This window comes from Paraburkholderia sp. MM5477-R1 (genome assembly GCF_050436385.1).
GTDB lineage: Bacteria > Pseudomonadota > Gammaproteobacteria > Burkholderiales > Burkholderiaceae > Paraburkholderia > Paraburkholderia tuberum.
This window is the reverse complement of the sequence record NZ_JBNDMC010000005.1, coordinates 1,278,656-1,302,858: the sequence shown is the minus strand read 5'-3', so window position 1 is coordinate 1,302,858 and position 24,203 is coordinate 1,278,656. Positions and strand designations below refer to the sequence as shown.

Here is a 24,203-nt window from a genome sequence, read left to right as displayed (position 1 = left end):
CGATGCCCGCGTTTGCCCCCGGTCAGATGTCCAGCACCAGCAGATCCCCTTTCGCGCGCGAACAGCAGGGTGTGAAATGTCCGTGCCGCTCCCGTTGCGCGGCTGTCAGCACGCAGTCGAGATGGTCGACTTCGCCGGCGATCACCCGCGTGATGCAGGTGCCGCAAACACCCTGCTCGCACGAGGTCGGGATCCTGACGCCGTGTTCGGCCAGCGACGCGACGACGGACTTGTGCTCGGGAATCCGGTACACCTTGCCCGTGCTGACGAGCTGCACGTCGAACGCATGCGTCACCGAGGGCTTCTGCGCAATCGACGCGAAGCGCTCGCAGTGCAGCTGCCGCTCGGGCCAGCCTCGATTCCGTGCGGCGCACAGCACCGCATCGATGAACCCCGCGGGTCCGCATATGTACAGATGCGTGCGAGGCGACTGACTGTCGAGCACGCGCTCGATGTCGAAGCGTTGCTCCGCGCGTTCGTCGCTGAAGTGGAACCTGGCCCGGCCGGCGAACGGCGCCCGCACGAGCCGCTGCACGAACGCCGCGCGCGACTGCGAGCGTGCGCAATAGTGCAGCTCGAAATCGGCGTGGCGCCGCGCGAGCCGTTCCGCCATGCCGAGGATCGGCGTGATGCCGATCCCTCCCGCAAGCAGCAGCGAACGCGGCGCGGTCTCGTCCAGCGCGAAGTGATTGACCGGCACACCAATGTCGAGCAGATCGCCTTCGTGAACCCGCTCGTGCATGGCCGCCGATCCGCCGCGCGAATCCGCAACGCGCAGCACGGCGATCAGGTAGCGCCGCCGCTCGCGCGGATCGCCGCACAGCGAGTACTGGCGCACGAGACCGTCGCCAAGATGCACGTCGATATGCGCGCCGGCCGCGAACCGCGGCAGTTTGCGTCCCGCCGGATCCGTCAATTCGAACGCACACACACCGTCGGCCTCGACTGTTTTCTTCGCGACGCGCATGGTCAGGCGTGCGTCGCTCGCCACCGGACGCCACGTGCGCCGCAGGACGTTCCGGACGCCGGTGTAAGCGAGTACCGGAACGCACAGCGCGCCGAACAGCAGCAACAGTTGCCCGAATACACCGCCAATCGCGCCGGTGTGCCACGACAACGCCCAGAAATACAGCTTGTGCCCGACGCTGCTCCGCGAATACGGAACGAACCGCAGCACCTTGCCCGTGTATGCGTCGATGAACAACATCGTGCGTGCATTCGGATGCGGCGCCGCGCGATCGATCAGGTACATCTCTACCGGGTCACGCGATTTCTCGGGGATGTGCAGCAGCGCATCCTGCGGGTCGGGCGACAGTGCCTGTGCGGTGCGCCAGGAGCTTTCGAGCGTTTGCCGCCTTGCGCCGTTCTCGGGCACGGCCGATTTCGGCGGACTGGCGGGCTGCGGTGAACCGGTGATCGCATAGATGCCGTGCGCGTACCAGTCGAACGCCCACGGCAGCCCGGTCAGCACCGTCAGCAGCAGGATCGCGCTGGCATAGAGACCGATCGTCCGATGCAGCCGATACGTGAATGCCTGTCCACGCGCCCCGGGTCCGGTCGTGAACGCGACTCGCCAGCCGTGACGTGAGCGTGGCCACCAGAGCGCGATGCCGCCACCGATCATCAGCATGCCGAACAGGAGCGCACTCGTGCCGGTAATCACGTTACCGTGCTTCATGAAGCGGAACTGATGAATCTGCTCGAGCGTGCCGAGCAGGCCACCGTAGCGCGAGCGTTCGCCCAACACGTCTCCAGTGCAGGGATTGAGGTAGACGAACACCTGATCGGTGAAGCGCACCATCGCGGACGGCATGCGCGGCGCATGGTGCTTGCCGGCGACCAGCCGAATGTAGTCGAGCGTCGCCGACGGCCGGGATGCGGCCGCATTCGCGGTCAATGTGTCAAGCGGTACGCGCGCCGCGCAGGTCGGCACCGTCAGCAGATCGCGATTCAGCACCGGCTCTAGGCTGGGCCGGAATGCGATGGATGCACCCGTGATCGCCATCAGGATAATCACGACCCCGACGGTCAGGCCGCACCAGCGATGGATCTGCAAGACGAGCGGACGGAATGCGGGTTTCATGGGTTGCCTAGGCGACGACTGTTGATGTCCATCATCTTTGTCGGCGAACCTGAATGAAGTCTGAATTCAGCGCAAAGTCGGGGTAAGTCCCAACTCATTGCGCGTGACTTATCGCCCCACGACCCACATGCGCGCTTCCAACCTGAAACAGACGCGAACGCTTCCTGAATTTGCGTTCAGAAAAATCGGGAAAACCCCCGCAGGGCCATGCTTCGCTTGTCACGGACATCCGCTTGCGCTAGCCTGAAATTCCCTCGCGTTCGCGCTTTTATCATGAAGATCCTTATCCTCGAAGACCAGCGCAAGCTCGGCCTGTACCTCAAGCAGGCGCTAAGCGAACGCGCGTATACGGTGACGTGGGTTGAAAGTTGCGCCGAGGCGCGCGAAGCGCTATGCGAGTCGAGCTATGACGTCATCGTGCTCGATCTCGGCTTGCCCGACGGTGATGGCCTGGAGCTGCTTCGCGAATGGCGCGCGGCCGGATTCAATGAGCCGGTGTTGATCCTCAGCGCGCGCGACGCCGTCGAGGATCGCGTCAAGGGCCTCGATGTCGGCGCCGATGACTACCTGCCTAAGCCGTTCAGCCTGGAAGAACTGCTCGCGCGCATGCGCTCGCTGCTTCGCCGCCAATCGTCCGTCAAGGAAACCGTGCTTCAGCATGCGGGCATCAAGCTTGACCTGCTGAGCCACACCGTCCATCTGAACGGCAAGCCGATCGATCTCACCAGCCGCGAATTCGCGTTACTGGAGGTCTTCCTGCAGAATCCCGGCCGCATCCTGACCCGGACGCTGATAGCGGAGAAGATCTGGGAATCCCATTACGACGTCGACACCAACCTGCTCGACGTTTACATGAGCCGGCTGCGCGGCAAGTTCGAGGCGCCGCTCGGCAAGCCGCTGTTCAAGACGGTGCGCGGCGTCGGTTACCAGCTGCTATGAAATCCATCGGCGCGCGGCTCGCCATCTGCTACGTACTCGCTTCGACTGTCACGTTCGCGTCGCTGTTTCTTGCCGGACGATACTTCATCGAACATCACGCGATCCACGCGCTGGATCTGCTCAACCAATCTGAGTTCGAACAGATTCGCGCCAGCCAGACCGCGCTCGGTACGAAGCTGTCGGAGGCGGAGTTGCGCAAGCGTGTTCAGGCGATGATGTCCGACAAGCTCGAACTGTTCTTCACCGAGATTTACGGGACGGCTGGGACGGTGGTGTTTCGCTCCCCGGGCCTTCACGGTCGCGATATCGCTCCGTCGCCTCGCCACCAGGCGTTCAATGCGAATGTTGAAGGACTGGGTGAACTGCGCGCCGGCAAGTTCGCGCTCGGACCGTACACGGTCGTGGTGGCAACGACGAAAGAACACGTACGCGTGGTAATGACCGCCTATGAACATGCTTTCTACGGATTGCTGATCGTCATGATCGCGATCAGCAGCGTGATCGGCTACGGCTTCAGCCGAATGGCGCTGCGGCCCCTGCGGCTGATCCAGGACACGGCCGACCACATCCGCTCGGACAATCTGAGCGAGCGCATTCCGTTGTCAGGCGCGCGCGACGAGATTTCGGACCTGGCCCGCCTGCTCAACCAGATGTTCGACCGTCTCGAAGCGTCGTTCGACCAGATCCGGCGGTTTACAGCTGAGGCCTCCCACGAACTCAAGACGCCCCTGACGCTCGTGCGCCTGCAAGCCGAGAAACTGGTCGTCGACGGTCAGTTGACGCCAGCGCAGGAACAGGCGGTGCAAATTCAGATCAAGGAACTCGCGCACCTCAACCGCATCATCGAGGACCTGCTGTTCCTGTCGCGTGCCGACGCACACGCGATTTCGCTCGATCTGAGGCCGCAGGACCCGGAACTGTTCCTGCAGAACTTCGCGCAGGACGCCCACGTACTCGCCGAACACCGCGAGCAGCGCTTCTTCCTGACCCATCACGGCAGCGGACAGGCCGCAATCGAGTCGAAATGGATCCGCCAGGTGCTCCTGAACCTGCTCAGCAACGCACTGGCGGCCTCGCCTCCGGGAAGCCGCGTCACCTTGCGTTCCACGCTGGTGAACCAATGCTGGCAGGTCCGCGTGGAGGACGAGGGTCCCGGCGTAGCCGCCGAACAGCGCGAGCGCATCTTCGAACGCTTCGTGCGCATCCGTCGTCCGGGCGACGAAGACAAGGGCAGCGGCCTGGGCCTCGCCATCTGCCGCAGTATCGTCGAGCTGCACGGCGGCCACATCTTCGCGGAGGCCGGGCCGGACGGCCGCGGGTTGTCGATGGTCTTCGAGATTCCCGCCGTCACGCCGTCCGACACCGCCGGCAATATCCCCTTCAACGCGCCGCTCCATTCCACCGACGCCGCCTGAGCATACAGCGGGCGCGCGTCACAGGTCGAGCTGATAACCGACGTAATAGGAGAAGCGATTAGTGTCGCTCACGTGAGTGAGGCCGCGCCCGGCGGAGAACAGGATGCGGTCGTGCTCCGTCAGCCCGTAGGTGCCGCCGAGGTTGAAGCCAATCGCGGACGGATCGTCCTTGGTCGCCGCCCCGGTGTAGAAGACCTCGCCGCCAAGCTGAAGTCGTTCGCCGAACTTGCGCAGGACGGCCCAACCGCCGGTCCAGTAACCCTTCCGTCCCGCATGGCGGTTGACGACGTATCCACCACCGCCGAACGTCGTCCAGTTACCGATCGTCTTCTGCGTCCACAGCGGTAGCAGCACGTGCGCGTGGCCGTCACCGAGGCCCAGGTGGTCGTTGCCGGACGGCAGTGTGACGCTCGGCGCGAACGCGACCTGCGGACGCCAGCCCGCCTCGTCCTCGGTGATGAAGCGGTACTTCGCGCCCAGTTCGGTATCACCGAATCCGTAATGGGTGCGATCTCCGGTTTCGTGCATGAACGCCATGCCGACCGTCGCGTTGATCTGCAGGTTCTCCACCAATCCGTAGTTGATCTCGAGGCCCGGCAGCGTGCCGCTGTGACTGCCGGCGCGCACGGTGCCCGACGCGGCGGCATCGATTTCGAAATGCCCCCGTTCGACGGGTTCCGGATCGTCGGTCACGAACGGCGGGCCGGCAAGCGCACCATGGCAAACCAGGCATGCGCCGAAGGCGAGCGCCGCCTTGACGAATCGCGCATGATGCGGGGCGCGGTACGCGGCCGACTCCGGATGACGGGTGGACATCATGAGGCCGATTCTCCTGATCGAAGGGTGGCCGGCGCTGCGTGTGAGCGCCCGGCATGAGGCACGAGCGGGATGGGTCAGGACGGTCGGGGCGGGCAGATGCGCGGCGACGCGTGGCCGGCCGGCGCGCGGGGATCAGTGGCCCGCGTCGGAGAACTGCGGCGGTCGCCATTTCAGGAGCTTGTTCTCGAGCTGCGTGAGCACGAACTCCGCACCCAGCGCGACGACGGCGAGCACGATCATCGCGGCGAACACGCCGGCCGCGTTGAACGCGCCCTGCGCGGTCGAGATCAGCAGCCCGATCCCTTGCTTCGAGCCGAGAAATTCACCGACCACGGCACCCACCAGCGCGAACCCGAAGCTCACGTGCAGGCTCGCCAGGATCCAGCTCATCGCGGCCGGCAGCACGACCGTCAGCGTCACGGCATGCTTCGAGGCGCCCAGGATGTGCGCGTTCGCGATCAGGTTGCGGTCCGCCTCGCGCACGCCCTGGAACGCGTTCGAGAACACCACGAAGAACACCATGACGAAGGCCAGTGCGACCTTGGACGCCATGCCGAGCCCCAGCGCGATGATGAACACCGAGCCGAGCACCACGCGCGGGATCGAGTTCGCGATCTTGATGTAGAGGCTGAAAACCTCGGCGAGCAGCTTGTTGCGGCCCAGTAAGATCCCGGCGAACACGCCTGCCACGCTGCCGATCAGGAAGCCGAGCCCGGTTTCCTCCAGCGTCACCAGCACTTGCACCCAGAGCGGGCCTTGCGAGGTTCCCTCGGTGAGCCACTGCCAGATCTGCACGGCGATCAGCGAAGGCGTCGAGAAGAAGAAAGGATCGATCCAGCCCACGCGCCCGGCGAGTTCCCATCCGCCCAGCGTGACGACCAGCACCGCGAGCCGCAGCACATACACCAGCGTCTGGCGCCGACGTATGCTTGCCTGGGCGCGGACTTCCACCTTCCGCAACTCGATCTCGTTCGATACGGCTCCTGCCATCGGGGTATTCATGTTTTTCCTTAGCGCGCCGCCAGGCGCTCAGATGTGGACCTCGTCGCGAAGATCGTTCCAGATCTGCCGCGACAGTTCGATAAAGCGGGGGGAATAGCGCGCTTCCGCGACATCACGCGGGCGCGGCAGGTCGATTTCGTACGACGTCTTGACGGTCGCCGGTCCGGACGTCAGCACGAATACCTTGTCCGCGAGCGCGATGGCCTCCTCAATGTCGTGCGTGACGAACACCACCGATGCGCCATTCACGCTCCACAGATGCAGCAACTCGTCCTGCATCAGCATGCGTGTCTGGACGTCGAGCGCCGAGAACGGCTCGTCCATCAGCAGAATCTCAGGTTCATTGATGAAGGTCTGAGCCAGCGCCACGCGCTTGCGCATGCCGCCGGAGAGTTGGTGCGGATAGTGGCGTTCGAAACGAACCAGACCGACGCGGCGAATCCATTCCATCGCGCGCTCGTACGCCTGCGCCTTGTTCTCGCCGCGGTACAGCGGACCGGCCGCGATGTTATCGAGCACGCTCTTCCATGGGAACACCGCGTCGGACTGGAACACGAAACCGATGCGAGGATCGATGCCGGTGACCGGCTTGCCCCAGATCCTGACCGCGCCGGCGCTCGGCGCGGCAAGGCCAGTGATCAGACTGAGCGTAGTGGACTTGCCGCAGCCGGTCGGGCCGACGACGGCGCAGAACTCGCCCTTCGCAACGCACATGCTGAAGTTCTGCAGCGCCATGATCGCTTTACCCTCCGGGCTGACGAAGCGGCGGCTGACACGATCGAGTTCAATCGCAGGAACGTCGTTCGACGCAGCGGCGGGATACGGCATGGTTGCCTGGGAGGCTGTCATTGGATTGCCACCTTTAGGAGATTGGATTCGACGAAACGCCCGCGACGGCTCGCTGCCGGGCCGTCACGCGGGCGCGGCTACTTGACCTGCGCGGCGTTGACGAACTCGGTGGTGAAGGTCTTCGACAGGTCGATTTTGTGCCCCATCACAGTTCTATCAAACGACCCGAGCACCTTGAGCACGGTGGGCGGCCCCGATTCCGGCATGCGGCCGTCGGCGATGAACGACACCTTGCCGTTGGCCAGCGCCTTCATGTATGACGCGCGGTCCCCAGCGTAGTAGTCGGCGGGCATCTGGGCGGTAATCTCCTCCGCGCTGTGCGTATTGATGTAGCGCAGCGTCTTGACGAACGCGTTCGCGAGTTTCTGCACCGTCGCCTTGTGCGAGTGTACCCAGTCGTTCTGCATGTACAGACTGGCCGCCGGGTACAGGCCGCCGAGCCACTTCTGCGTGCTCTCGGGCGAGCGCAGATCGACCAGGACCTGTGCGTCACCGGTGTTGACGAGGCGCGAGACCGTCGGTTCGGTGGTCATGCCGCCGTCGATCTTGCCCTGCTTGAGCGCGGCGATGAATGTGTTGCCGGCACCGACGGGCAGCGACGTCATCTCCGACGTCTTCACGCCGTGCGACACGCCGAGGTATTGGGTTAGGAAGTTGGTCGACGAGCCAAGCCCGGTGACGCCAAGCGTCAAGCCGCGGAAGTCGGCGGGCGACTTTACCTTGCCGGCGAGCTTCGACGAGATCAATTCGACTTCGCCAGGCGTGTGGCTGAACTGTACGACGGACTCGATGTACTTGCCTTTCGACTGCAGGTCGATCGTGTGGTCGTAGAAGCCGACGACGCCCTGCACTGTGCCGGCGACCAGTTCGTTCTCGGCATCGACGCCCGCTGCCTCGTTGATGAGTTCGACGTCGAGGCCCTGCTCCTTGAAATAGCCGAGCCGCTCGGCGAGCTTGGCCGGCAGATAGATCTGCTTTTCCATGCCGCCGACCATCAGGGTGAGTTTCTCGGCGGTATGCGCGGCCGGAACCAGGGTGCCGAGCATCAGCGCGCCAGCGGCGATGCGCAGGACAGTGTGTTTCATGGGATGTCTCCTCCGGTTTCGATAGGTATGGCGTGCCGTTTTCCACATGGCGTTCGCGTCGCGTCCCGGATCAGGGACGGGTGGGCTCACGGAACGGTTTGAGTTATACGGGGCAACCTTAAAGTCAGGCTGAACGGAAAATGAACGCCTATTCAGGGACCGCCGGCGCCGCACGCGGCATGCGCCGGGACGGATCCGCGCGACGCCTACCTGAGCTTCGCCGACTCTTCGCGCGCGTCCTGCGCGCTCAGCGGGAAGTATGCTGAGTAACGCACCGGTTCCTGGCCGTCGCGGCTCAGGATGTAGCGCAGGAACGCTTTCACCGGCGGCGTCAGCGGACGGTTCAGGCGGATGTACATGTAGCGTGTGAGTGGATACTTGCCGCTCGCCGCATTCTCGGCATCGAGCGCATAGAACGGCTCGCCGTCCCGGCGCGCCACCGCCAGCGTCTTGAGTCCGGGGCCGCCTTCCTCGAGTCCGCCAAAGCCGATCGCGCCCGGATTCCCAGCGATCGCGCGCGCAGTGTCGTCGATCGATCCCTCGTGGACAGCGCTGTTCCACGCTCCGCCTGCCAGCACCATGACCTGCATCGACATCGCGTTCGGCGCGACGTGCGGCGGGATGTAGATCGTGATCGGACGGTCGGCCCACTCGCCGGTCAGGCCAAGCTGGCCCCACCGCGTGATACCCGGGTTCTGCCGCAGGATCGACGCCAGTTGCGCCAGCGTGACGCCGTTGAGCGGATTGTCCGGATGCACGAAGATCGCTTGGGCCGTGGTCCGTTGCGGCGTGTTGAAACCGCCGCGCGCGACGCGGATTTCGAGCGGCGCCGCGTGACGGATCTGCGTACAGGCAGCCCGCTCGTCCGGCCAGAGTTCGCGGCCCATCGGCGCCATCGCGGTGTCGTCCGCGAGCAGCGCGTGAAACCCGTTCAACGTGCCGAGGTGTTCCCATCGATCGCCCTTGCGCACGGCGGGCTGTACGTGCGTGAAGCCGTCGATCCACGTGTCCATCAGCGACTTCATCCCGTCGCTGCCGACGCTGTCGATCTCGCCGTGCAGGCCGGCCACGGGACGATAGACGGCCAGTTGGGCGTCAAGCGGCGGCAGGAAGCCGTCGAGCTTCGCGCGTTCACGCGCGGCCTGCGCGGCGGTGAGCGGCGCAAAGCGTTTCTGCGCGGCGACGATCGCCTGACCCTCGTCGCTCAGCGCAAACGCCACGAACGCCTTGACCTTGGGCGGCAGCGGCGCGCCGGGACGCCGGTTCACGGCGAGATAGGCCGCCTGCCCGTCGAGGCTCGCGACGCGAACGAACAGCGGCGACTTCATCATGTCGCCTGCGAACTGGTGCGCGTACGGCTGCAGCTCCGTCTGTAACGGCTCACGCGCGAGCGGTGCGATATCGGCGTCGCCGAACATAAGCGCGCCGAATGCGGTCGCACTGCCGGCGTGCCGCCAATGCGGCCCGCGATGGATCCCCGGCTGGCGTCGCTCGAAGGCGGCCAGCCACGCGTCGAGCAGCGGCCCCATCGCGTCGTCCCCGACGCTGCTGAGCGTTCCGCTCAGGTTCGGGAGCGATCGATAGGCCGGCAAGCCTGCAACGGTATCGGCCGCCTGCGCAATGCACGGCGGCATGAGTGCCAGACAGGCCGCAAGCAGGAGGCCGGCTCCGGTACGACGAGGGCGCGCCGCGGGCGCGCATGCATCCTGCGAGCGCAATGGCCGGGACGAGCATGACAGGGGCGGCATCGATGGCGATGCGCGCCGCAATGGAGAATCGAAAACAGGCACGGGGGTCTCCTGCCGGATGTGGAGAATGGCGCGCAGCGGCTCGGCTTCCGGTCAGGAACGCCGCCCCGCAATCGCGCCCGGAGAAGCTGCCCCGACGGTACGGCGGCACGCTGAAGCCAACCTGAATCGATGCTGAAAATTCGTTCATGCTCGGCAAGGCGTTCCATGAACGGATTTTCAGAATGTCTTCAGATTGCGTTCATCCGGCGACACTATCGTTGGACGCATGGCATGGGCGCTGCGCCGTTCGCCGCATCTCGCGCAGGCCGGCGCGATCACCGCGTTTCAACTTTCGCGCCGCCTGCCTCAAAATGGAGCGGCAGTGGAATCACGCACGCTTTGAACAAAGGAGGAGACATCTCGTGAATCGAAACCAACCCCGTTGCGGGACGAACCGGCGCATGCCGCGCCGCCGTTCGGCTCGCCTGATCATTGCCACTGCCGCGGCGTCGGTCTGGGCGGTGGGCGCCGCGGGCGCCGACACCCCATCCACGCCGATGGTCGAGTGGGTTGTGCCCGCGCTCAAGACGGTGGCGCCGCAAACCAAGGAACAAGCCGATGATGGGATGAAGGTCGGACGCGCGCTGGCCGAGCCGGAGATCCTGCAGCCGCGCCTCGACTCGGCCCTGCCCGACTACCAGCCCCGCACCGACCTCAAGCTCGCCGGCACGTTCAGGGGCGCGGCTTCCGACGTGCTGCCGTCGCTCGTCAACCGCTGGATCGAAGGCTTCAGGCAGTATTACCCGAACGTCGACATCCGCATTTCCCCACCGTACGCGGGCAGCCTCGGCGCGAAGGAGCTGGTCAAGGAGAAGCTCGACTTCGTGTTCGTCTCGCGCGAGCTCAAGCCGGACGACGTCACTGACTTCAAGGCGAAGTTCGGCTACGGCCCGCTCAGCGTACCGATTTCCGGGGGCTCGTACCGGCATTTCGGCTTCCTGGACGCGATCGGCTTCTTCGTCAACAAGGACAACCCGCTGGAAAAGCTCAGCTACGACCAGATCGACGCGCTCTACTCGCGCACGCACCTGCGCGGCGGCAAGCCGATCAAGACTTGGGGCGACCTCGGTCTCACCGGAGAATGGGCGGACAAGCCGGTGCACGTCTACGCGATCAAGCCGTGGAACGGGTTCGAGGAGTTCATCCGGCAACGCGTGCTGAGCGCCAACGGTCAACGCGGCGAGTGGCGCGACGACATCCATTACGACAAGCTCGTGTTCCCGCTCGCGAAAGACGTGGCCGACGATCGCTACGGCATCGGATTCTCGGGCATCGCCTATATCGACGCGCCCGTGAAGATGCTGCCGCTTGCCGCATCGAACAACGGTCCGTACGTCGCGCCGACGTACGAGAACGTCGCGCTGGCGACCTATCCGCTGAGCCGGCTGATCTATTTCAACACCAACAAGGCTCCCGGCAAGCCGCTCGATCCGGCCATCGCCGAGTTCCTCCGCTACGTGCTAAGCAAGCAGGGCCAGCAAGCCGTGATCGATCACGCGATGTACGTGCCGCTGCGCGCGCAGCAAGCGGATAGCTCGCGCGCGATGCTCGCCAACTGACCGCGCGCCGCTCGTCTCCCCCTCGCCAACCCGGCGCAGCGTGCCGGTCCCGCGCATTCCCGCCGGGCGGCGCCGATTCCAGGAGTGTCCACATGCACCGACCCATCCGCGCCGCCACGGCGGCGCTTTTGCTCGCCTCGGCCGTGTCTGCATACGCCGCCACGACCGCCGCGCCCTACGCGCAGCAACTCGTCGATACCACGCTGGCCGCGCATCCCGAGCTGACGATCCTCGCGCTGCACGTCACCCCACCGACGGGAAGCGACAACGTCATCATCGCGTCGAACATCGGCCGTATCGGCAAGTCCGCCGATGCCGACGACCTGGCCGTGCTCGACAGCGGCGAGCCGCGCGTCGAGGTGACGAAAACCGGCGATCTGTCGGTCGAGCTGCCGATGCGCGACGCCAACGGCAAGACGATCGGCGTTATCGGCTCGACATTCCGCTACGTGCCGGGCGTCGATCGCAACATGATCGTGCGCCGGGCCGAGCAGGTGCGCGACGAGCTGGCCGGAAGCACGCCATCGCTCGCGGCGCTGTTTCAACCCACGCACTGACTGGCGTCGTCTGTCTGAAAATCTATTAAGGATACCTTCAGGTCGGGTTCAGCTTCATGCCCCACCATCGTGGCAAGGCGAAAGCATCGCCGATGCACGACGCGCGTCGGCCGGGCCGCCCCACCCCGATACGCAGCACGCAACGAATCGTCCCGCCGAGGGCGAACTCACCAGTACTTCTTCAATCAGGAGACGCACATGAAACAGACGCAGAGGGTTGGCGGGTTGCGCAGGTCTGCGGCGGCATCGGCCGCGGCAGTGATTGGCATCGCAGCGCTGGGCGCGCTGACGTCGCCGCCGGCATTCGCCCTGAAGTACGCGGCCGTCGAGCATCACCTCAAGGTCGACCCGTCGATACCGATCTGGCATCCGGGCGAAGTCCAGTCCGTGCCGGAGGAAGACCTGCGTCTCGTCGGCGCTGACGTAATGGATGAAATCACGCTGGGGTGGATCAAGATGTATCGCAAGGCCTATCCGCGCCTGAGCGTCACCATGGAAGCCAAGGCGTCCGGTGCCGGCGGCCCGGCACTGACCAACGGCACGGCGGACCTGGCGCCGGTCGGGCGCGAATTGCTGCCGGCCGAGGAGCAAGCCTTCGTCGGCAAGTTCGGCTACAAGCCGCTCGCCATTCGCGTCGCGACAGGCAGCGTCGGGTCGCTCGGCAAGACGGCGACGTCGGTCGTGCTGGTCGACAAGGACAATCCGATCAAAGGATTGACGATGGCCCAGCTCGACGCGATCTATTCGAAGACACGCAATCGCGGCCACGCCGACATTACCACGTGGGGCGACTTGGGGCTCGGCGGCGAATGGGCCGACCGGCCGATTCACCTCTACGGCCTGAAGCCGGTCAACGGCATCGAATACTTCCTGAAGCTGAACCTGCTGGAAGGCGGCGAATACAAGGACAACATCCAGTTCGTCAAGGGCAAGGGCTTCACGCATGCGTTCACGGTGGCCGCCGAGGACATGGCGACGCACCCGGGCGGGCTCACGTACGCACTGCTGGCCAACGTCACGCCGAACGTGAAGGTCGTGCCGCTGGCAGCCAGCGAAGGCGGACCGTTCCTCGCGCCGACACTGCAGAACGTGTACACGCACAAGTATCCGCTCTCGCGCTATGTGTACATCTTCGTCAACAGGAAGCCCGGCGAGCCGCTGCAGCCGAAGATCAAGGAATTCCTGAAACTGGTGTTGAGCCGCGACGGACAGGACGTGGTCGCGAAAGAAGGCGTCTATATCCCGTTGACCCCGGCCGTCGTCAAGGAAGAACTGGCGAAACTCGATCAGGCGGAGTGACCATGCGACGCGCGAACGCGCAACCGGCGCCAGTCGCCGTGACGGCAACCTTCGTTGCGACGGCCTCCCCATTTCAGGCTGAATTTGCGTTCAGATCGCGTTCACGCTCGTTCAAGGTGGCGAGCCTACACTCGACTCGCACCTGCTTCCATAACGCCCATCGGGCAAAGAGAGGAGAGACATGAAGACCCTGACCAAGACCCTGTTCGCCGCGACGCTCGGCCTCCTGTCGGCTTCCGCGCTGTATGCGGTTGACACCGCCGCCGCCGCGCCCGAACCGCACGCCAGGAACTGGACGCCGCCGAGCGCGAAGATCTTTGCTCAGAAACTGTCCGAGCAAATCATGCAACAGCATCCCGAATTGCTCAGCGTGACTTTGCACGGCGTTCCTCCGGGTATGCAGGATGCCTACACGATGTTCGCCGGTTCCTACCTCGAGCGCATCGGCAATGCCGACGATCCGGACGACATCGACATCTCGAAAAAGGGCATCACGATCGTCGACCCGCGCTGGCATCGTCCCAACGACACGGTCAAGAAGTTCGTGATGATGCTGCCGCTGCGCGACGCGAGCGGCCAGAACGTCGGCGAGATCGTGCTCGCGTACAAGAACGACGGCGCCAATGCAAAGGGCGAGACCGCCTTCTTCCTCGCTTCGACCGGCCTGCGTGACGCGCTGCAGAAGCAGATCCCGAGCTACGCCGCGTTGTTCGAGCCTGCGAAGTAGCCGCGCGCACGGCCCGCCGCGCGCTTGCAATGCCTCGTCCCCGGCGCGCCGGGGACGAGGCTGTATTCATCGAGCCATCCCCATTCAGGAGTCTGACCATGCGTTTGCGAATTTCCGCGATCGTATCTCTGACGACGCTCGCGGCCCTGTGCGCCACGCTGCCGCACACCGCCTACGCGACGGCGCCCCCGGTCGATGCAGCCAGCCCGGCGGGCGCACCTCTGCGACTGATCGGCAGCACGGCGCTGCCGGACTACAAAGGCGATTTCGACCACTTCGCCGCCGATGTTGACGGCGGGCGGCTGTTCCTCGCCGGCGAAGACGGCGCCACGCTCGAAGTATTCGATCTCGGCAGCGGCAAGCATCTGCGCACCGTCAAGGGTTTCGACCAGCCCCACGCGATCTTGTACCTGCCGGACCTGAACCGTCTGATCGTCACCGACAGCGGCGCCGGCATGACGCGCATCGTCGACGCAACGAGCTATCGCGTCATCGGTTCGATCCAGCTCACCCTCGGTGCGGACTCGATGCGCTACGACCCGTCGCGCCGTCACATGTACATTGTCACGGGCGGTAAAAACGCCGAGCCGAAGATGACGCAGACGATCGTCTCGGAGGTCGATCCGCGCACCGGCAGCCACGTCGGCGACGTGAAGTTCGACACCGACTTTACCGAAGCGATGGCGGCCGAGCAGCGCGGCCACCATCTCTTCGTCAACGTGACGGGCAAGAGCACGCTCGCCGTCGTCGACAAGGCGACGCGCCAGGTGATTGCGAACTGGCCGATCCATGGCGCGGAGCTGAATGCGCCGATGGCATTCGACGAGACGCATCGACGCCTGTTTGTCGGCACGCGCAAGCCGTTCAAGCTGCTTGTGCTCAATGCCGCGAACGGCAACACGATCGCGACGTTCGACGCACCCCAGCGCACGAACGAAGTGATCTTCGACGAAGTCAACCAGCGCATCTACCTGGCCGGCGACGACTATCTTGGCGTGATCCAGCAGAAGGATCCCGGCCATTACGAGGAAATCGCACGCGTGCCGACGGCCAAGGGCGCCAAGACGGCGCTTCTGGTGCCTGCGCGCCACTGCCTGTATGTCGCGGTCTCGCCTGGCGAATCAGGCGCTGGCGGAAGGCTGCTGCGCTTCGATGTGTTACCGGGCACTGGCGCGAAGACGCCTGCCGGAAAGTAAGTGCTTGCCACAGCTCGTCTAATATAAACCCCCGAGCTCCACATCCGCGAGTGAAACCATTACCGCGTAGCTGACTGTTTCTTGGCACGGCAGGGACCTGAGAAACGCACTCGGACACTGTGCGGATGCTCGCGGCGCTGCTGTGGTTGTCGTTCTTTTTCGGGATGTATAACGGCGCGATGGTCGCGGCTCTGACTGAAGTCATGCCGGTCAACGTGCGCGTCGCTGGTTTCTCGCTCGCTTTCAGCCTTGCAACCGCCGTCTTTGGCGGATTTACTCCCGCCGTGTCGACCTATCTCATTCAAGTGACCGGCGATAAGGCGGCGCCCGGTTATTGGTTGAGTTTCGCAGCCGTATGTGGCCTCGTCGCGACGCTTGTGCTTTATCGACGAGGCGATGCAGCGGAGCGATCGGCGACCGTCGCCTGACGAGTCGCGCAAGGCACGCATCTCGTCCGCCTGGCCCGCAGAGCGGCCGGACCAAAATGCCTATGCGCCCCGCTCCGAATGATTCGGTTCCAACAATCTTTGCTCGTGGATCGCCGCGTGCCGGGGAACCGGCATCTCGCGACTGGGTTCACCGCTGTCCGCCCGCAACGTGCTCTTTTGTAAGCAGGCGAAGTGCATTGCTTAAACTTCAGGAGACATTTCCATGCAAATCACGGGTATGTTGCACGGCGCGCGCCTGCTGCAATTCGTCGGATTTCCGGCCAGCGAAATCCTGGGTCCGAGCGCCAGCGAAGAGGAAGTCAAGGCGCTAATCGACCGTCATCGCCAGATCTTCATCAAGCCCGTCTTCAAGGGCGGAGTCGGCAAGAAGGGCAAGGCAGGTTTGCTCGGCCGCGCGACCGACCTGAAGACCGCGCTCGCGGAAAAGGAGCGGCTCTACTTCGCCGAGCATGCCGTCGGCCACATCAAGGCGAAGGCGAATGGCGTCACGTTCGAAGCCGGTGTGCCGGCCACGCACGAAGTCTACTTCTCGATCACGGATTCCACCCGCTTTCGCGCACCGACCATGACGCTCTCCCACATGGGCGGCATGGACATCGAGGAAGTCGACCCGAAACAGGTGGCGATGGTGCCGTTCGATGCGCTGACCGGGCTGAAGGCGTTCGTCGTAGCGAATGCACTGAGCGAGATCGGCGCGCCGAAGGAGATCATTTCGCCGCTCGTGCAGCAGTTGCCGAAACTCTGGGAACTCTTTCACGACTTCGGCATGACGACGCTCGAGTTGAACCCGATCCGCATGCGCGAGGACAGGCACGGTCGCCTTACGCCGGTTGCGTGCGACTTCAAGTGCGGCTTCGATCGCGACGATCCGCGCTGGGCGCGTCTTGGCCTGCCGCCTCATCTGTTTGCCGCCGATTACTCCGATTTCGAGCAGGAGATCAACCAGCTTCGCACCCATCAGGGCCAGAGCGACGTGTATGTCATCAACGAGAAGGGGACGATCCTCGCCCCGACCTTCGGCGGCGGCGCCAACTCGCTCGTCACCGAAATGCTGGGCGACGCCGCGATCATCTCGTCGGATTTCGGCGGCAATCCGCCTTACGCGAAGATGAAGGAAGTGGCGCGCATCTGTTTCAGGCACTGGCTCGAACAGGCGAACGTGCTCTTCATCATCGGCGGCAAGTCAAATAACACGGACATCTACGAGACGCTGCGCGCCATGGCCGACGCCCTGCGCGAGCACTTCAGCGAGCACGGCCCGACGCCGCTCCATGTCGTGCTGGGCCGTGGAGGTCCGAACCTCGTGCGCGGCATGTCGGCGCTGAGGGACACATGCGACTCGCTGGGCCTGCCCTACCGGCTGTTCGGCTTCGACTCTGACATCAGCGAAGTGATCCAGTACGCACGCCAGGCGGACGCCTGGATGCGCGCCGGCGGCCGCACCGAGATCGCTGCAAGGATCGCCGCGTCACCGAGGCAAACCGAAACGGCTCGTGCCTGAGGAGATCGACATGTACAAGCAAGGCAGCAATACGTTCAAGTATTTCGTTGGCGTCAACTCACTCGCACAGATCGCCACGCGCGAGGACCGCGTGTGCGTGCTCAACATCCTGGGCGGTGAATCGTCGGACGTGACGCCCGTGAGTCACGCATTCTCGGGCGGTAACGTCGTATTCGGCACGGCGCCGGGCAAGGGCGGGCAAGTGCTCGCGACGCCGGCCGGCGATATCCCCGTGTACAACAACGTCCGTGAGGGGCTGCAGGCGGGACACCGGTTCAACTGCGGCGTCGTTTACCTGCCGCCGTCCGCGGCCCGCGACGGCGTCGCTGAGCTGATTCGCGTGAATCCCGAGTTGCGGAAGATTTTCATCATCACCGAGAAGATCGCGGTCCACGACGCCCGCGAAATCCGCGCGATGGGCCAGCAGGCGGGCATCGACATCTTCGGCGCGAACGGCCTCGGCGTCGCCGATTCGTGGAATCGCGTGAGGATCGGCGGAGCGCTCGGCGGCGACAATCCTGACGATTCGTTGCGCAAGGGCTCGATCGCGATCTTCTCCAACTCCGGTGGCTTCAGCACGACGATTGCGCAATACCTGCGCATGGGTGGCTGGGGCACGTCGACGGTCATCTCGAGCGGCAAGGACGTCTATATCCACTATGCCGCGCCGGAATTCGCGTTCGCGCTCGGCAACGATGCGCGCAGCAAGGCTGCTGTGCTTTACTGCGAACCGGGTGGCTACTACGAGGCCGATGCGGTCTTCACGAAGCCAGTCGTCGCGTGCGTCGTGGGACGGTGGAAGAGCCGCCTCACGCGGGCCGTCGGCCACGCCGGCGCGATGGCCGGCGGCAACGACGATGCGCAAGCCAAGGAACGCTGGTTCATGCAGAAGTTCGGCGTCGCGCGCCTCTTCACGCCGGATGACCCATGCTGCTCGACGAAGGGTGCCGTGGTGACGAACATCGCGCACATCCCGGCCGCGTTGAGCGCCGTGATGCGTGCCAACGCGACGATGCCCGATTTCGAGTCGGAGGGCAGTCTCGCACTCAAGCCGTGGTTCGGCTCCGATCAGGGCATCGCGCTGCCGGACGGCCTCGCGATTCCGGTCGTGGAAGCTGTTGCGCCGTATAACGAGCAGGTCCATCAGGTCAATCGACAGATCGGTGTGATCGCTCCGCGCCAGACGCTCAAGGACGCATCGGGCGCGTCGCAGATGGACGCGAAGACGCAAGTGAGCAGCCTGCACGGCGCGTCGATGCTGGAGGCGGCGACGCGCTCTCTCGAAGCGAACGTCGGCCTTGCCCTGCTGCACGAATTCGGCGCCGAGAACGACGAAAAACTCATCGATGTGGCGATCGCCGCATTCGTCAATCTGCACGGCAGGCCGGAACTCGCGGCGGCGCAGGCAGCACGCGAAGCCGACAACGCCCCGAATGCAATTCTCGCGGCTGCGGCGTCGATCGTCGGGCCGAAACGTCAGCGCGCGGCGCGGGACGCGGCCAGGTGGCTGATCGATCGTTTTGCGGCCGCTGGTCTTGCCGACGCGCTGAATGAAACCTTCGACGTCGCACGCATCGACGCAAGCGGCTGTGAACAGTTCTTCGCCGACTCTCGCGATCCGCTCGCCGAAGCAATGCTCGCGGGACTCGCCGCGCGCGGCGCGAAATCGGCGTTCGTCCGCTGGCTGACGTCGCAGCCCGCTCACCCGACCGGCGACGCGGTGCTGGCCGCAATTACGACGACGCTGGCGTGGGGTCCGCTCATGCGCAAGCGCATCTCGCGTGTGACCGCCGAAAGCCTGCCCTGGTGGAGCATGCTGTTCGCGACGCTGATCGGTGCATCGGCTGATGCATCGCGACATCGCCCGGACGGTTTCTGCGGCTTCTCCACCGACGAATTGCTGAACGAGCGCAGTCTCACCGAAATCGGCTTCGCCGCGCTGCTCAACCGGAAGCCGGGCCCGGACGACCTCTTCGCCTTCAAAACGCTCGTCGGCCTGTTGCTCACCAACGGTCCGGGTGCGATCTCGGCGCAGGGCGCGAAGGGCGCGGTATCTGCCGACGGTCCGGAAGGCCCCGAGCGCGTGCAACTCAACAAGGCGCTCGTCGGTTTTCTTTCGCATACCGGCTACACGCACGGCGGGAACGGGTACGAGGGCATCACGTTCCTGATTGATGCTTTCAAGGAAACCGCGCTGGACGATCCGTCGAAACCCGGCCACGGCGTGGACCTGCGCTCGCTCGCCGAGCGCTCCGTCGAGCGATACGCGCAGTACAAGGCGCGGCAGAAGCATGCGGGCAGCCTCGACATCGCAAAGCTTCCGGGCGTGAATCATCCGGTGTTCAAGGACAGACCGATCAACCACGACCCGCGCGAAGTGTTCATCGCCGACTTGAGCGAGAAGCGCGGTGAATACAACGTGTTCCATGCGTACTATTGCGAGCTGGTGCAGGCGTTGTTCGACGCAGGTGTCTCGCGCAACGTCTATTGCGTCAATGTCGATGCGGTGATCGCCGCATTGCTGCTGAAAATGCTGTGGCAGCCGCTGCGACGCGGTGAATTCAGCGAGTCCGATCTGGAGACTGCCGCGTTCACGATCTTCCTTTATCCGCGCATGCTCGGCTGCGCGGCGGAAATCGACGGTCATCTCAACCGCGGACGCAACATGGACACGCGCACGCCCGCGTCCCAGTGCCGCTTCGTGGCCTGAGCGCGAGTCTTACCGGCGCGGGGCAAGGCAGCCACGTGGCTGCTGTGCTTTAGGGCAGTTGAGGGCTTTCGCCCGCGTCCATTGATAACCAGCGGACATCGATCGTTCCGAAGACGACGTTCGCTCGAAATGCCGCACGCGGATTGCCTGCTCGAGCTTGTCGATGGGGCGGCTCAGAGCCGACCACAAGATGTTGACCGCCTCGGTGGCCTTCCGGAAGCCACCCAACCATACGACGGCTCGAAACGCCTGCAAATCATTCAGTCGAAGTTGACGCCCACAGGCCATCCTCTGCGTAGTACAGCGGCTATTGTGCACGGTGGTGACCGAAGTGCCCATCGGGACCGACGTTGGAGAGCGCCGACAATTGCTGCGGAACCGAATTGCGAACGTCCGTATTCGGCGCCTATGTATAGAATTCAACTATATATAGTTTGTTGGCTGCGAATTCGCCTAATGTAGGTGCAGCGCGGCTGGCGGCGGGCTGGTTAGCGATCTTCTAGACATAGTTTCGCATCGGAGTCCAGTGGTGGTCCTACTTCAGGAGATCGCCATGAAAAACGTCCGACTTCCTCAACGCTGCTTCACCAACTGGCTCAACGAGCGGCCCTTGGCGCCTCATGTCGATGCGTTCGTGCAGTACCTGGCGGACCGCGGTTGCGCCAATAACAGCTTTGCCACCTACGTACACAGCATCGATCATTTTGCGCAATGGATTCATCGCCGTCGTGTGGACGTTTGTCGCATCGACGAATCAGTGCTCGCCGAGTTTCTGAGCGAGCACCTTCCATCCTGCCGTTGCGACGGTGTCGTTCTACGCCATCGACCTAGTCTGAGCGCTGCACTAGCGAGGGGCCGATGTGGACCGTTCACGCGACCGTCGAGGTGCAAACGTCCGGAAAGCGGCGTATTGCCGCCTGACCAGAGCCGGTACCTGAATGACGGCAAAGGCCGACTTGGGCAAAGAGACTGCTCCGACCGGTGACGGCGAAAAAGAATGGAGGAAGACAATGTAACTCCCATCAACTCAATGGGAGTCTCTCATGGGAAGCAATCAAAGCCGGCAGCTCTGGAACAAAGGCAAGTTGGTTGGTCAGAAGCCGCCGCTGAAGCCGAAAGACGTCGGGGCAATCCGGATTCACCTCCAGAACGCGCACGCGGTTCGTGATCTAGCGCTATTCAATCTTGCGATCGACAGCAAGCTGCGCGGGTGCGATCTCGTCAACCTGCATGTCCGCGACGTAACCCACGCCAATCAGATACTGCCGCGCGCGATGATAATGCAGCGTAAGACCAAACGACCCGTGCAGTTTGAGGTCACAGAGCCCGCTCGCGCTGCGGTCGCTGCATGGATCGAGAAGGCTAAGCTGAGGTCCGACGAGTATCTTTTCCCAAGCCGCCTTTCTCGGTCGCCGCATATCTCAACGCGACAATACGCCCGGAAGGTGCATCAATGGGTCGCCGCGATCGGCCTTGATCCGACCGCTTACGGCGCACACTCGATGCGTCGGACGAAGGCTACTTTGATTTACAAGCGGACGAAGAACCTCAGAGCGGTCCAACTTCTGCTGGGACATAGGCTCGAAAGCACCGTTCGATACCTCGGCATAGAGGTCGACGATGCGCTCGAGATCTCAGCGCAAACTGAGATCTAAAAACACGCCGCGGCCGTACGCCAGGCTGTTTGTCTCTGCGGCCGCATTCGCGTCGGAGGCACCGCTCCTCTCGGCCAGTTTCAGCCACTTGATGAAGCTCGCTGGTCGTCCACTTTCGACTGGCGAGACATTCACCAATGCTGATTTCACGTCGGACGCAGGCTATGAAGCGGCTGCGCGGCGATGACACCCATCATCCTCGCATCTGACAAAGGGTAGCAATCCTTTCGCGCAGCGCACCTCCCGCCGAATTCCAGATTGCGCGCTCTGGCGTGTGACGGTTAGGGTGAGCGTGTGCATGGGGCGCCAATCTGAGCGTTTTTTTCGCGCAAGGCTCTATGTAACAAAAAACAGTACGCGGAGCAGAAGCTTAGGCCCGCCGAGAACCTTACGGAGCGAGGTCAATGCACCGGCAGGTTATCGATCATCGGCTATCTGCAATATGACGTTGGGTACGTTGGGCGGGTTTGAACAGGCTGATCTCGCAACCGACGTTCGTGTCGTGGAACGCCAGCATCAAGCCGTGCATGCCGGCCACGGCGGTGGCAAGACTGAGCCCCAGGCCGCTGCCGGGCGTATGACGGCTCGCTTCTCCACGATAGAAACGGCGCAGGACGGCATCGCGCTCAGTCGGTGCGATGCCCGGTCCATTGTCGCGTACCGTCACGCCGGCCCCTCGTCCGTCGTGCCACAGCGTCATGTGCACGGCTCCGCCATGCGGTGCGAACTTGACGGCATTCTCCACCAGATTCGCCAGCGCCTCGAATAGCAGATTCGGATCGCCCTGGATTTCCAGCGGGCCGGATACGGTGCGCTCCAGTTCGAAGGCAATCTGCTTGTCTTCAGCACTTGGCTCGTAGAACTCGAACACATCGTCGGCGACGACGGCCAGATCGACGCTGGTGAAGCCTGCGCGGCGCACGCCGCTTTCGATTTCCGAAATGCGCAGCAGTGCGTTGAAAGTGCGTAGCAGGCCGCTGGTTTCCACGATGGTTTCATCAATGGCCGCGCGATACTCTGCCTCGGTTCTGGCGCGCCGTTGGGCACGTTCGAGTCCGCCGAGCACCCGCGTGAGCGGCGTGCGCAGATCGTGCGCAATCGCATCGCAGACGCCTTTGACCTCGTTCATCAGGCGCTCGATTTCGTCGAGCATCCCGTTCACGACGCCGACAAGGCGATCCACGTCGTCGCGTTTCGAATGCACCGGCAAACGCCTGCTGAGATTGCCGGCGACGATTTCCTCGATCGACGCGGTCACCGCATCGAGCCGCCGCATCGCCGAAACGCCAATCAGAGTCGCCCCGATCAGGCCGATAACGAGCGTGATCATCGCAGTGGAGAGCAGCGCATGCAGCAGTTCGTCGTCGAAGTGGTCGAGCTCGAGGGTGTTCTGGCATTGTAAAGCGATGCGGTTATCGGGCACGTGCGCGGCGATGCATCGGCCAGGCGGGTGGCCCGGCAGATTTGCGAGACGCATCGAAAACGGCTTGCCAAAGACGGGGATGGCCGGCAGATCGCCCGCATAGCCGCCAGCAAGATGTTTGCCGCTGGCTTCGAACAGGCCGAACGGGCGCTGGCGGCGCGGATCGAACTGGTTCTGATGTTCGAATCGTGCGACCAGTTCGTCCGGCGCTTCGCGTTTCAATTGTACGTGCTCGCGAATTAGCCAGTCGTCGATGCGCTCCTGTTCGAAGCCGGTGATCTCGCGGTACAGGTAACCGAACAGCAGCATCGCGATCACGCCGAACAGCACCAGGAACAGCGTGGCGAGGCGAAAGCCGGTGGTGCGGTGCAGTTCAGTCAGGCGCATGTAGCATGTACCCCGAACCGCGCACGGTATCGATCATCGGAGCCGTCCCGTCCGGGTCGAGCTTCTTCCTGAGACGGCTAATGTGCACGTCGATCACGTTGGTCCGCTCGTCGAGCCGGTAGTCCCATACCGCTTCGAACAGCATGGTCCGGCTCACCACCTGGCCTTGGTGCTGCATCAGGTATTCGAGCAGCCGGTACTCGCGCGGCAGCAGCAGTACCGGGCGACCGGCGCAGGTCACTTCGCGTTTGAGGGGGTCCAGACGCAACGGGCCGACCTGGTACTCCTGCACAGCGGGCGCCGCCTCGCGCCGGCGCATCAACGCATCGAGCCGAGCGGTCAGTTCGATGAACTCGAACGGCTTGGTCAGATAGTCGTCGCCGCCGGCGCGCAAACCGCGCACACGTTCGTCGACCGCGGACAGCGCGCTCAGGATCAGCACCGGCGTGGGCACGCCGGCGCTGCGCAACGCCGACAGCATGCCGAGCCCTTCGAGGCCGCCCGGCAACATACGATCGAGCACGATAGCGTCATAACTGTTGGCGACCGCGAGCATCAAACCGTCGCGGCCGGTGCTCGCGGTTTCGACCTTGCAGCCGTGATCGGTGAGCGCTTCAACGATCTCTGCGAGAGTCTGCTCGTCGTCCTCGACGACCAATACGTTCGACATGCCTTTTTCCAGAAATGAGCGAGCGTCGAACCTGCGCTAGCCGGCCGATTTACACTACGCTCGTACCTAAGATCTCCGCAGTATGCCG

At 63.9% G+C, this 24,203-nt stretch carries 19 protein-coding genes and 2 pseudogenes; 12 read left to right on the top strand and 9 right to left on the bottom strand.

Annotated elements, in window-relative coordinates; all coding sequences use genetic code 11:
- Positions 1–22 precede the first annotated feature (22 nt).
- On the bottom strand, positions 23–2,083 hold the full coding sequence (locus OKW35_RS18295) for a PepSY domain-containing protein (RefSeq protein ID WP_184061720.1): 2,061 nt from the start codon (positions 2,081–2,083) through the stop codon (positions 23–25).
- 273 nt (positions 2,084–2,356) lie between these two features.
- On the opposite strand from OKW35_RS18295, the gene OKW35_RS18290 reads away from it, so the two are divergent.
- Both OKW35_RS18290 and OKW35_RS18285 read left to right on the top strand, forming a co-directional pair.
- The gene (locus OKW35_RS18290; RefSeq protein ID WP_184061721.1) at positions 2,357–3,022 is read left to right on the top strand and encodes a response regulator transcription factor; all 666 of its coding nucleotides are present in this window, start codon (positions 2,357–2,359) and stop codon (positions 3,020–3,022) included.
- Positions 3,023–3,234: 212 nt separating this feature from the next.
- Positions 3,235–4,437 (top strand): ATP-binding protein, encoded by a 1,203-nt coding sequence (locus tag OKW35_RS18285; RefSeq protein ID WP_429552772.1) that lies wholly within the window; start codon positions 3,235–3,237, stop codon positions 4,435–4,437.
- An 18-nt stretch (positions 4,438–4,455) separates the two neighbouring features.
- Here the strand turns inward: OKW35_RS18285 and OKW35_RS18280 are convergent, their stop codons facing one another.
- From OKW35_RS18280 to OKW35_RS18260, 5 genes are all read right to left on the bottom strand, one after another.
- A complete protein-coding gene (locus OKW35_RS18280; RefSeq protein WP_429552771.1) occupies positions 4,456–5,256 on the bottom strand; it encodes a hypothetical protein in 801 nt (266 codons plus the stop codon).
- Positions 5,257–5,388: 132 nt separating this feature from the next.
- Complete coding sequence (locus OKW35_RS18275; protein WP_429552770.1) at positions 5,389–6,258, bottom strand: ABC transporter permease; 870 nt, start codon at positions 6,256–6,258, stop codon at positions 5,389–5,391.
- A gap of 27 nt (positions 6,259–6,285) precedes the next feature.
- Positions 6,286–7,107 (bottom strand): ABC transporter ATP-binding protein, encoded by an 822-nt coding sequence (locus OKW35_RS18270; protein WP_429552769.1) that lies wholly within the window; start codon positions 7,105–7,107, stop codon positions 6,286–6,288.
- A 77-nt stretch (positions 7,108–7,184) separates the two neighbouring features.
- On the bottom strand, positions 7,185–8,192 hold the full coding sequence (locus OKW35_RS18265; RefSeq protein WP_184061724.1) for an ABC transporter substrate-binding protein: 1,008 nt from the start codon (positions 8,190–8,192) through the stop codon (positions 7,185–7,187).
- Between the two features lie 206 nt (positions 8,193–8,398).
- On the bottom strand, positions 8,399–9,826 hold the full coding sequence (locus OKW35_RS18260; RefSeq protein ID WP_429552768.1) for a substrate-binding domain-containing protein: 1,428 nt from the start codon (positions 9,824–9,826) through the stop codon (positions 8,399–8,401).
- A gap of 518 nt (positions 9,827–10,344) precedes the next feature.
- Here OKW35_RS18260 and OKW35_RS18255 point away from each other — a divergent pair.
- The 8 genes and pseudogenes from OKW35_RS18255 (at position 10,345) to OKW35_RS18220 (ending at position 19,980) form a co-directional block, all read left to right on the top strand.
- Positions 10,345–11,541 (top strand): PstS family phosphate ABC transporter substrate-binding protein, encoded by a 1,197-nt coding sequence (locus OKW35_RS18255; RefSeq protein WP_311734791.1) that lies wholly within the window; start codon positions 10,345–10,347, stop codon positions 11,539–11,541.
- A gap of 128 nt (positions 11,542–11,669) precedes the next feature.
- Entirely contained in the window at positions 11,670–12,098 is a 429-nt protein-coding gene (locus OKW35_RS18250) for a hypothetical protein (protein ID WP_429552767.1), read from the top strand.
- A gap of 198 nt (positions 12,099–12,296) precedes the next feature.
- A complete protein-coding gene (locus OKW35_RS18245) occupies positions 12,297–13,397 on the top strand; it encodes a PstS family phosphate ABC transporter substrate-binding protein (RefSeq protein ID WP_429552766.1) in 1,101 nt (366 codons plus the stop codon).
- Between the two features lie 181 nt (positions 13,398–13,578).
- Positions 13,579–14,124: a hypothetical protein gene (locus OKW35_RS18240; RefSeq protein WP_184061728.1), complete on the top strand. Its 546-nt coding sequence runs from the start codon at positions 13,579–13,581 to the stop codon at positions 14,122–14,124.
- A gap of 98 nt (positions 14,125–14,222) precedes the next feature.
- Positions 14,223–15,320, top strand: a complete 1,098-nt coding sequence (locus OKW35_RS18235) for a YncE family protein (protein WP_184061729.1) — start codon at positions 14,223–14,225, stop codon at positions 15,318–15,320.
- Positions 15,321–15,442: 122 nt separating this feature from the next.
- Positions 15,443–15,748: pseudogene (locus OKW35_RS18230) on the top strand (citrate-proton symporter); the annotation flags it as partial.
- Between the two features lie 223 nt (positions 15,749–15,971).
- Positions 15,972–17,270, top strand: coding sequence for an ATP citrate lyase citrate-binding domain-containing protein (locus tag OKW35_RS18225; RefSeq protein WP_429552765.1), 1,299 nt, complete (start codon positions 15,972–15,974; stop codon positions 17,268–17,270).
- A gap of 10 nt (positions 17,271–17,280) precedes the next feature.
- Positions 17,281–19,980, top strand: a complete 2,700-nt coding sequence (locus OKW35_RS18220; RefSeq protein WP_429552764.1) for a CoA-binding protein — start codon at positions 17,281–17,283, stop codon at positions 19,978–19,980.
- Positions 19,981–20,067: 87 nt separating this feature from the next.
- Here OKW35_RS18220 and OKW35_RS18215 read toward each other — a convergent pair.
- Positions 20,068–20,261: pseudogene (locus tag OKW35_RS18215) on the bottom strand (helix-turn-helix domain-containing protein); the annotation flags it as partial.
- Between the two features lie 272 nt (positions 20,262–20,533).
- Between OKW35_RS18215 and OKW35_RS18210 the strand changes: the two are divergent.
- A complete protein-coding gene (locus OKW35_RS18210; protein ID WP_429552763.1) occupies positions 20,534–20,965 on the top strand; it encodes a site-specific integrase in 432 nt (143 codons plus the stop codon).
- Between the two features lie 58 nt (positions 20,966–21,023).
- Positions 21,024–21,635 (top strand): tyrosine-type recombinase/integrase, encoded by a 612-nt coding sequence (locus tag OKW35_RS18205; RefSeq protein ID WP_429552762.1) that lies wholly within the window; start codon positions 21,024–21,026, stop codon positions 21,633–21,635.
- 424 nt (positions 21,636–22,059) lie between these two features.
- On the opposite strand, the gene OKW35_RS18200 is transcribed toward OKW35_RS18205, so the two are convergent.
- Together OKW35_RS18200 and OKW35_RS18195 are read right to left on the bottom strand one after the other, a co-directional pair.
- A complete protein-coding gene (locus OKW35_RS18200; RefSeq protein WP_429552761.1) occupies positions 22,060–23,445 on the bottom strand; it encodes a sensor histidine kinase in 1,386 nt (461 codons plus the stop codon).
- Positions 23,432–24,115, bottom strand: a complete 684-nt coding sequence (locus OKW35_RS18195; RefSeq protein WP_429552760.1) for a response regulator transcription factor — start codon at positions 24,113–24,115, stop codon at positions 23,432–23,434. Before OKW35_RS18195 ends, OKW35_RS18200 begins: the two co-directional genes overlap by 14 nt.
- Positions 24,116–24,203: the final 88 nt, after the last annotated feature.

Excerpts from the sequence above, each read along its gene's own strand:
- OKW35_RS18265 (WP_184061724.1), bottom strand. The coding sequence starts at position 8,192 with ATGAAACACACTGTCCTGCGCATCGCCGCTGGCGCGCTGATGCTCGGC.
- OKW35_RS18195 (WP_429552760.1), bottom strand. The coding sequence starts at position 24,115 with ATGTCGAACGTATTGGTCGTCGAGGACGACGAGCAGACTCTCGCAGAG.
- OKW35_RS18205 (WP_429552762.1), top strand. The coding sequence starts at position 21,024 with ATGGGAAGCAATCAAAGCCGGCAGCTCTGGAACAAAGGCAAGTTGGTT.
- OKW35_RS18260 (WP_429552768.1), bottom strand. The coding sequence starts at position 9,826 with ATGCCGCCGTGCATTGCGCAGGCGGCCGATACCGTTGCAGGCTTGCCG.
- OKW35_RS18270 (WP_429552769.1), bottom strand. The coding sequence starts at position 7,107 with ATGACAGCCTCCCAGGCAACCATGCCGTATCCCGCCGCTGCGTCGAAC.
- OKW35_RS18240 (WP_184061728.1), top strand. The coding sequence starts at position 13,579 with ATGAAGACCCTGACCAAGACCCTGTTCGCCGCGACGCTCGGCCTCCTG.
- OKW35_RS18285 (WP_429552772.1), top strand. The coding sequence starts at position 3,235 with ATGATGTCCGACAAGCTCGAACTGTTCTTCACCGAGATTTACGGGACG.
- OKW35_RS18245 (WP_429552766.1), top strand. The coding sequence starts at position 12,297 with ATGAAACAGACGCAGAGGGTTGGCGGGTTGCGCAGGTCTGCGGCGGCA.
- OKW35_RS18280 (WP_429552771.1), bottom strand. The coding sequence starts at position 5,256 with ATGATGTCCACCCGTCATCCGGAGTCGGCCGCGTACCGCGCCCCGCAT.
- OKW35_RS18235 (WP_184061729.1), top strand. The coding sequence starts at position 14,223 with ATGCGTTTGCGAATTTCCGCGATCGTATCTCTGACGACGCTCGCGGCC.
- OKW35_RS18275 (WP_429552770.1), bottom strand. The coding sequence starts at position 6,258 with ATGAATACCCCGATGGCAGGAGCCGTATCGAACGAGATCGAGTTGCGG.
- OKW35_RS18210 (WP_429552763.1), top strand. The coding sequence starts at position 20,534 with ATGAAAAACGTCCGACTTCCTCAACGCTGCTTCACCAACTGGCTCAAC.
- OKW35_RS18200 (WP_429552761.1), bottom strand. The coding sequence starts at position 23,445 with ATGCGCCTGACTGAACTGCACCGCACCACCGGCTTTCGCCTCGCCACG.
- OKW35_RS18225 (WP_429552765.1), top strand. The coding sequence starts at position 15,972 with ATGCAAATCACGGGTATGTTGCACGGCGCGCGCCTGCTGCAATTCGTC.
- OKW35_RS18290 (WP_184061721.1), top strand. The coding sequence starts at position 2,357 with ATGAAGATCCTTATCCTCGAAGACCAGCGCAAGCTCGGCCTGTACCTC.
- OKW35_RS18295 (WP_184061720.1), bottom strand. The coding sequence starts at position 2,083 with ATGAAACCCGCATTCCGTCCGCTCGTCTTGCAGATCCATCGCTGGTGC.
- OKW35_RS18220 (WP_429552764.1), top strand. The coding sequence starts at position 17,281 with ATGTACAAGCAAGGCAGCAATACGTTCAAGTATTTCGTTGGCGTCAAC.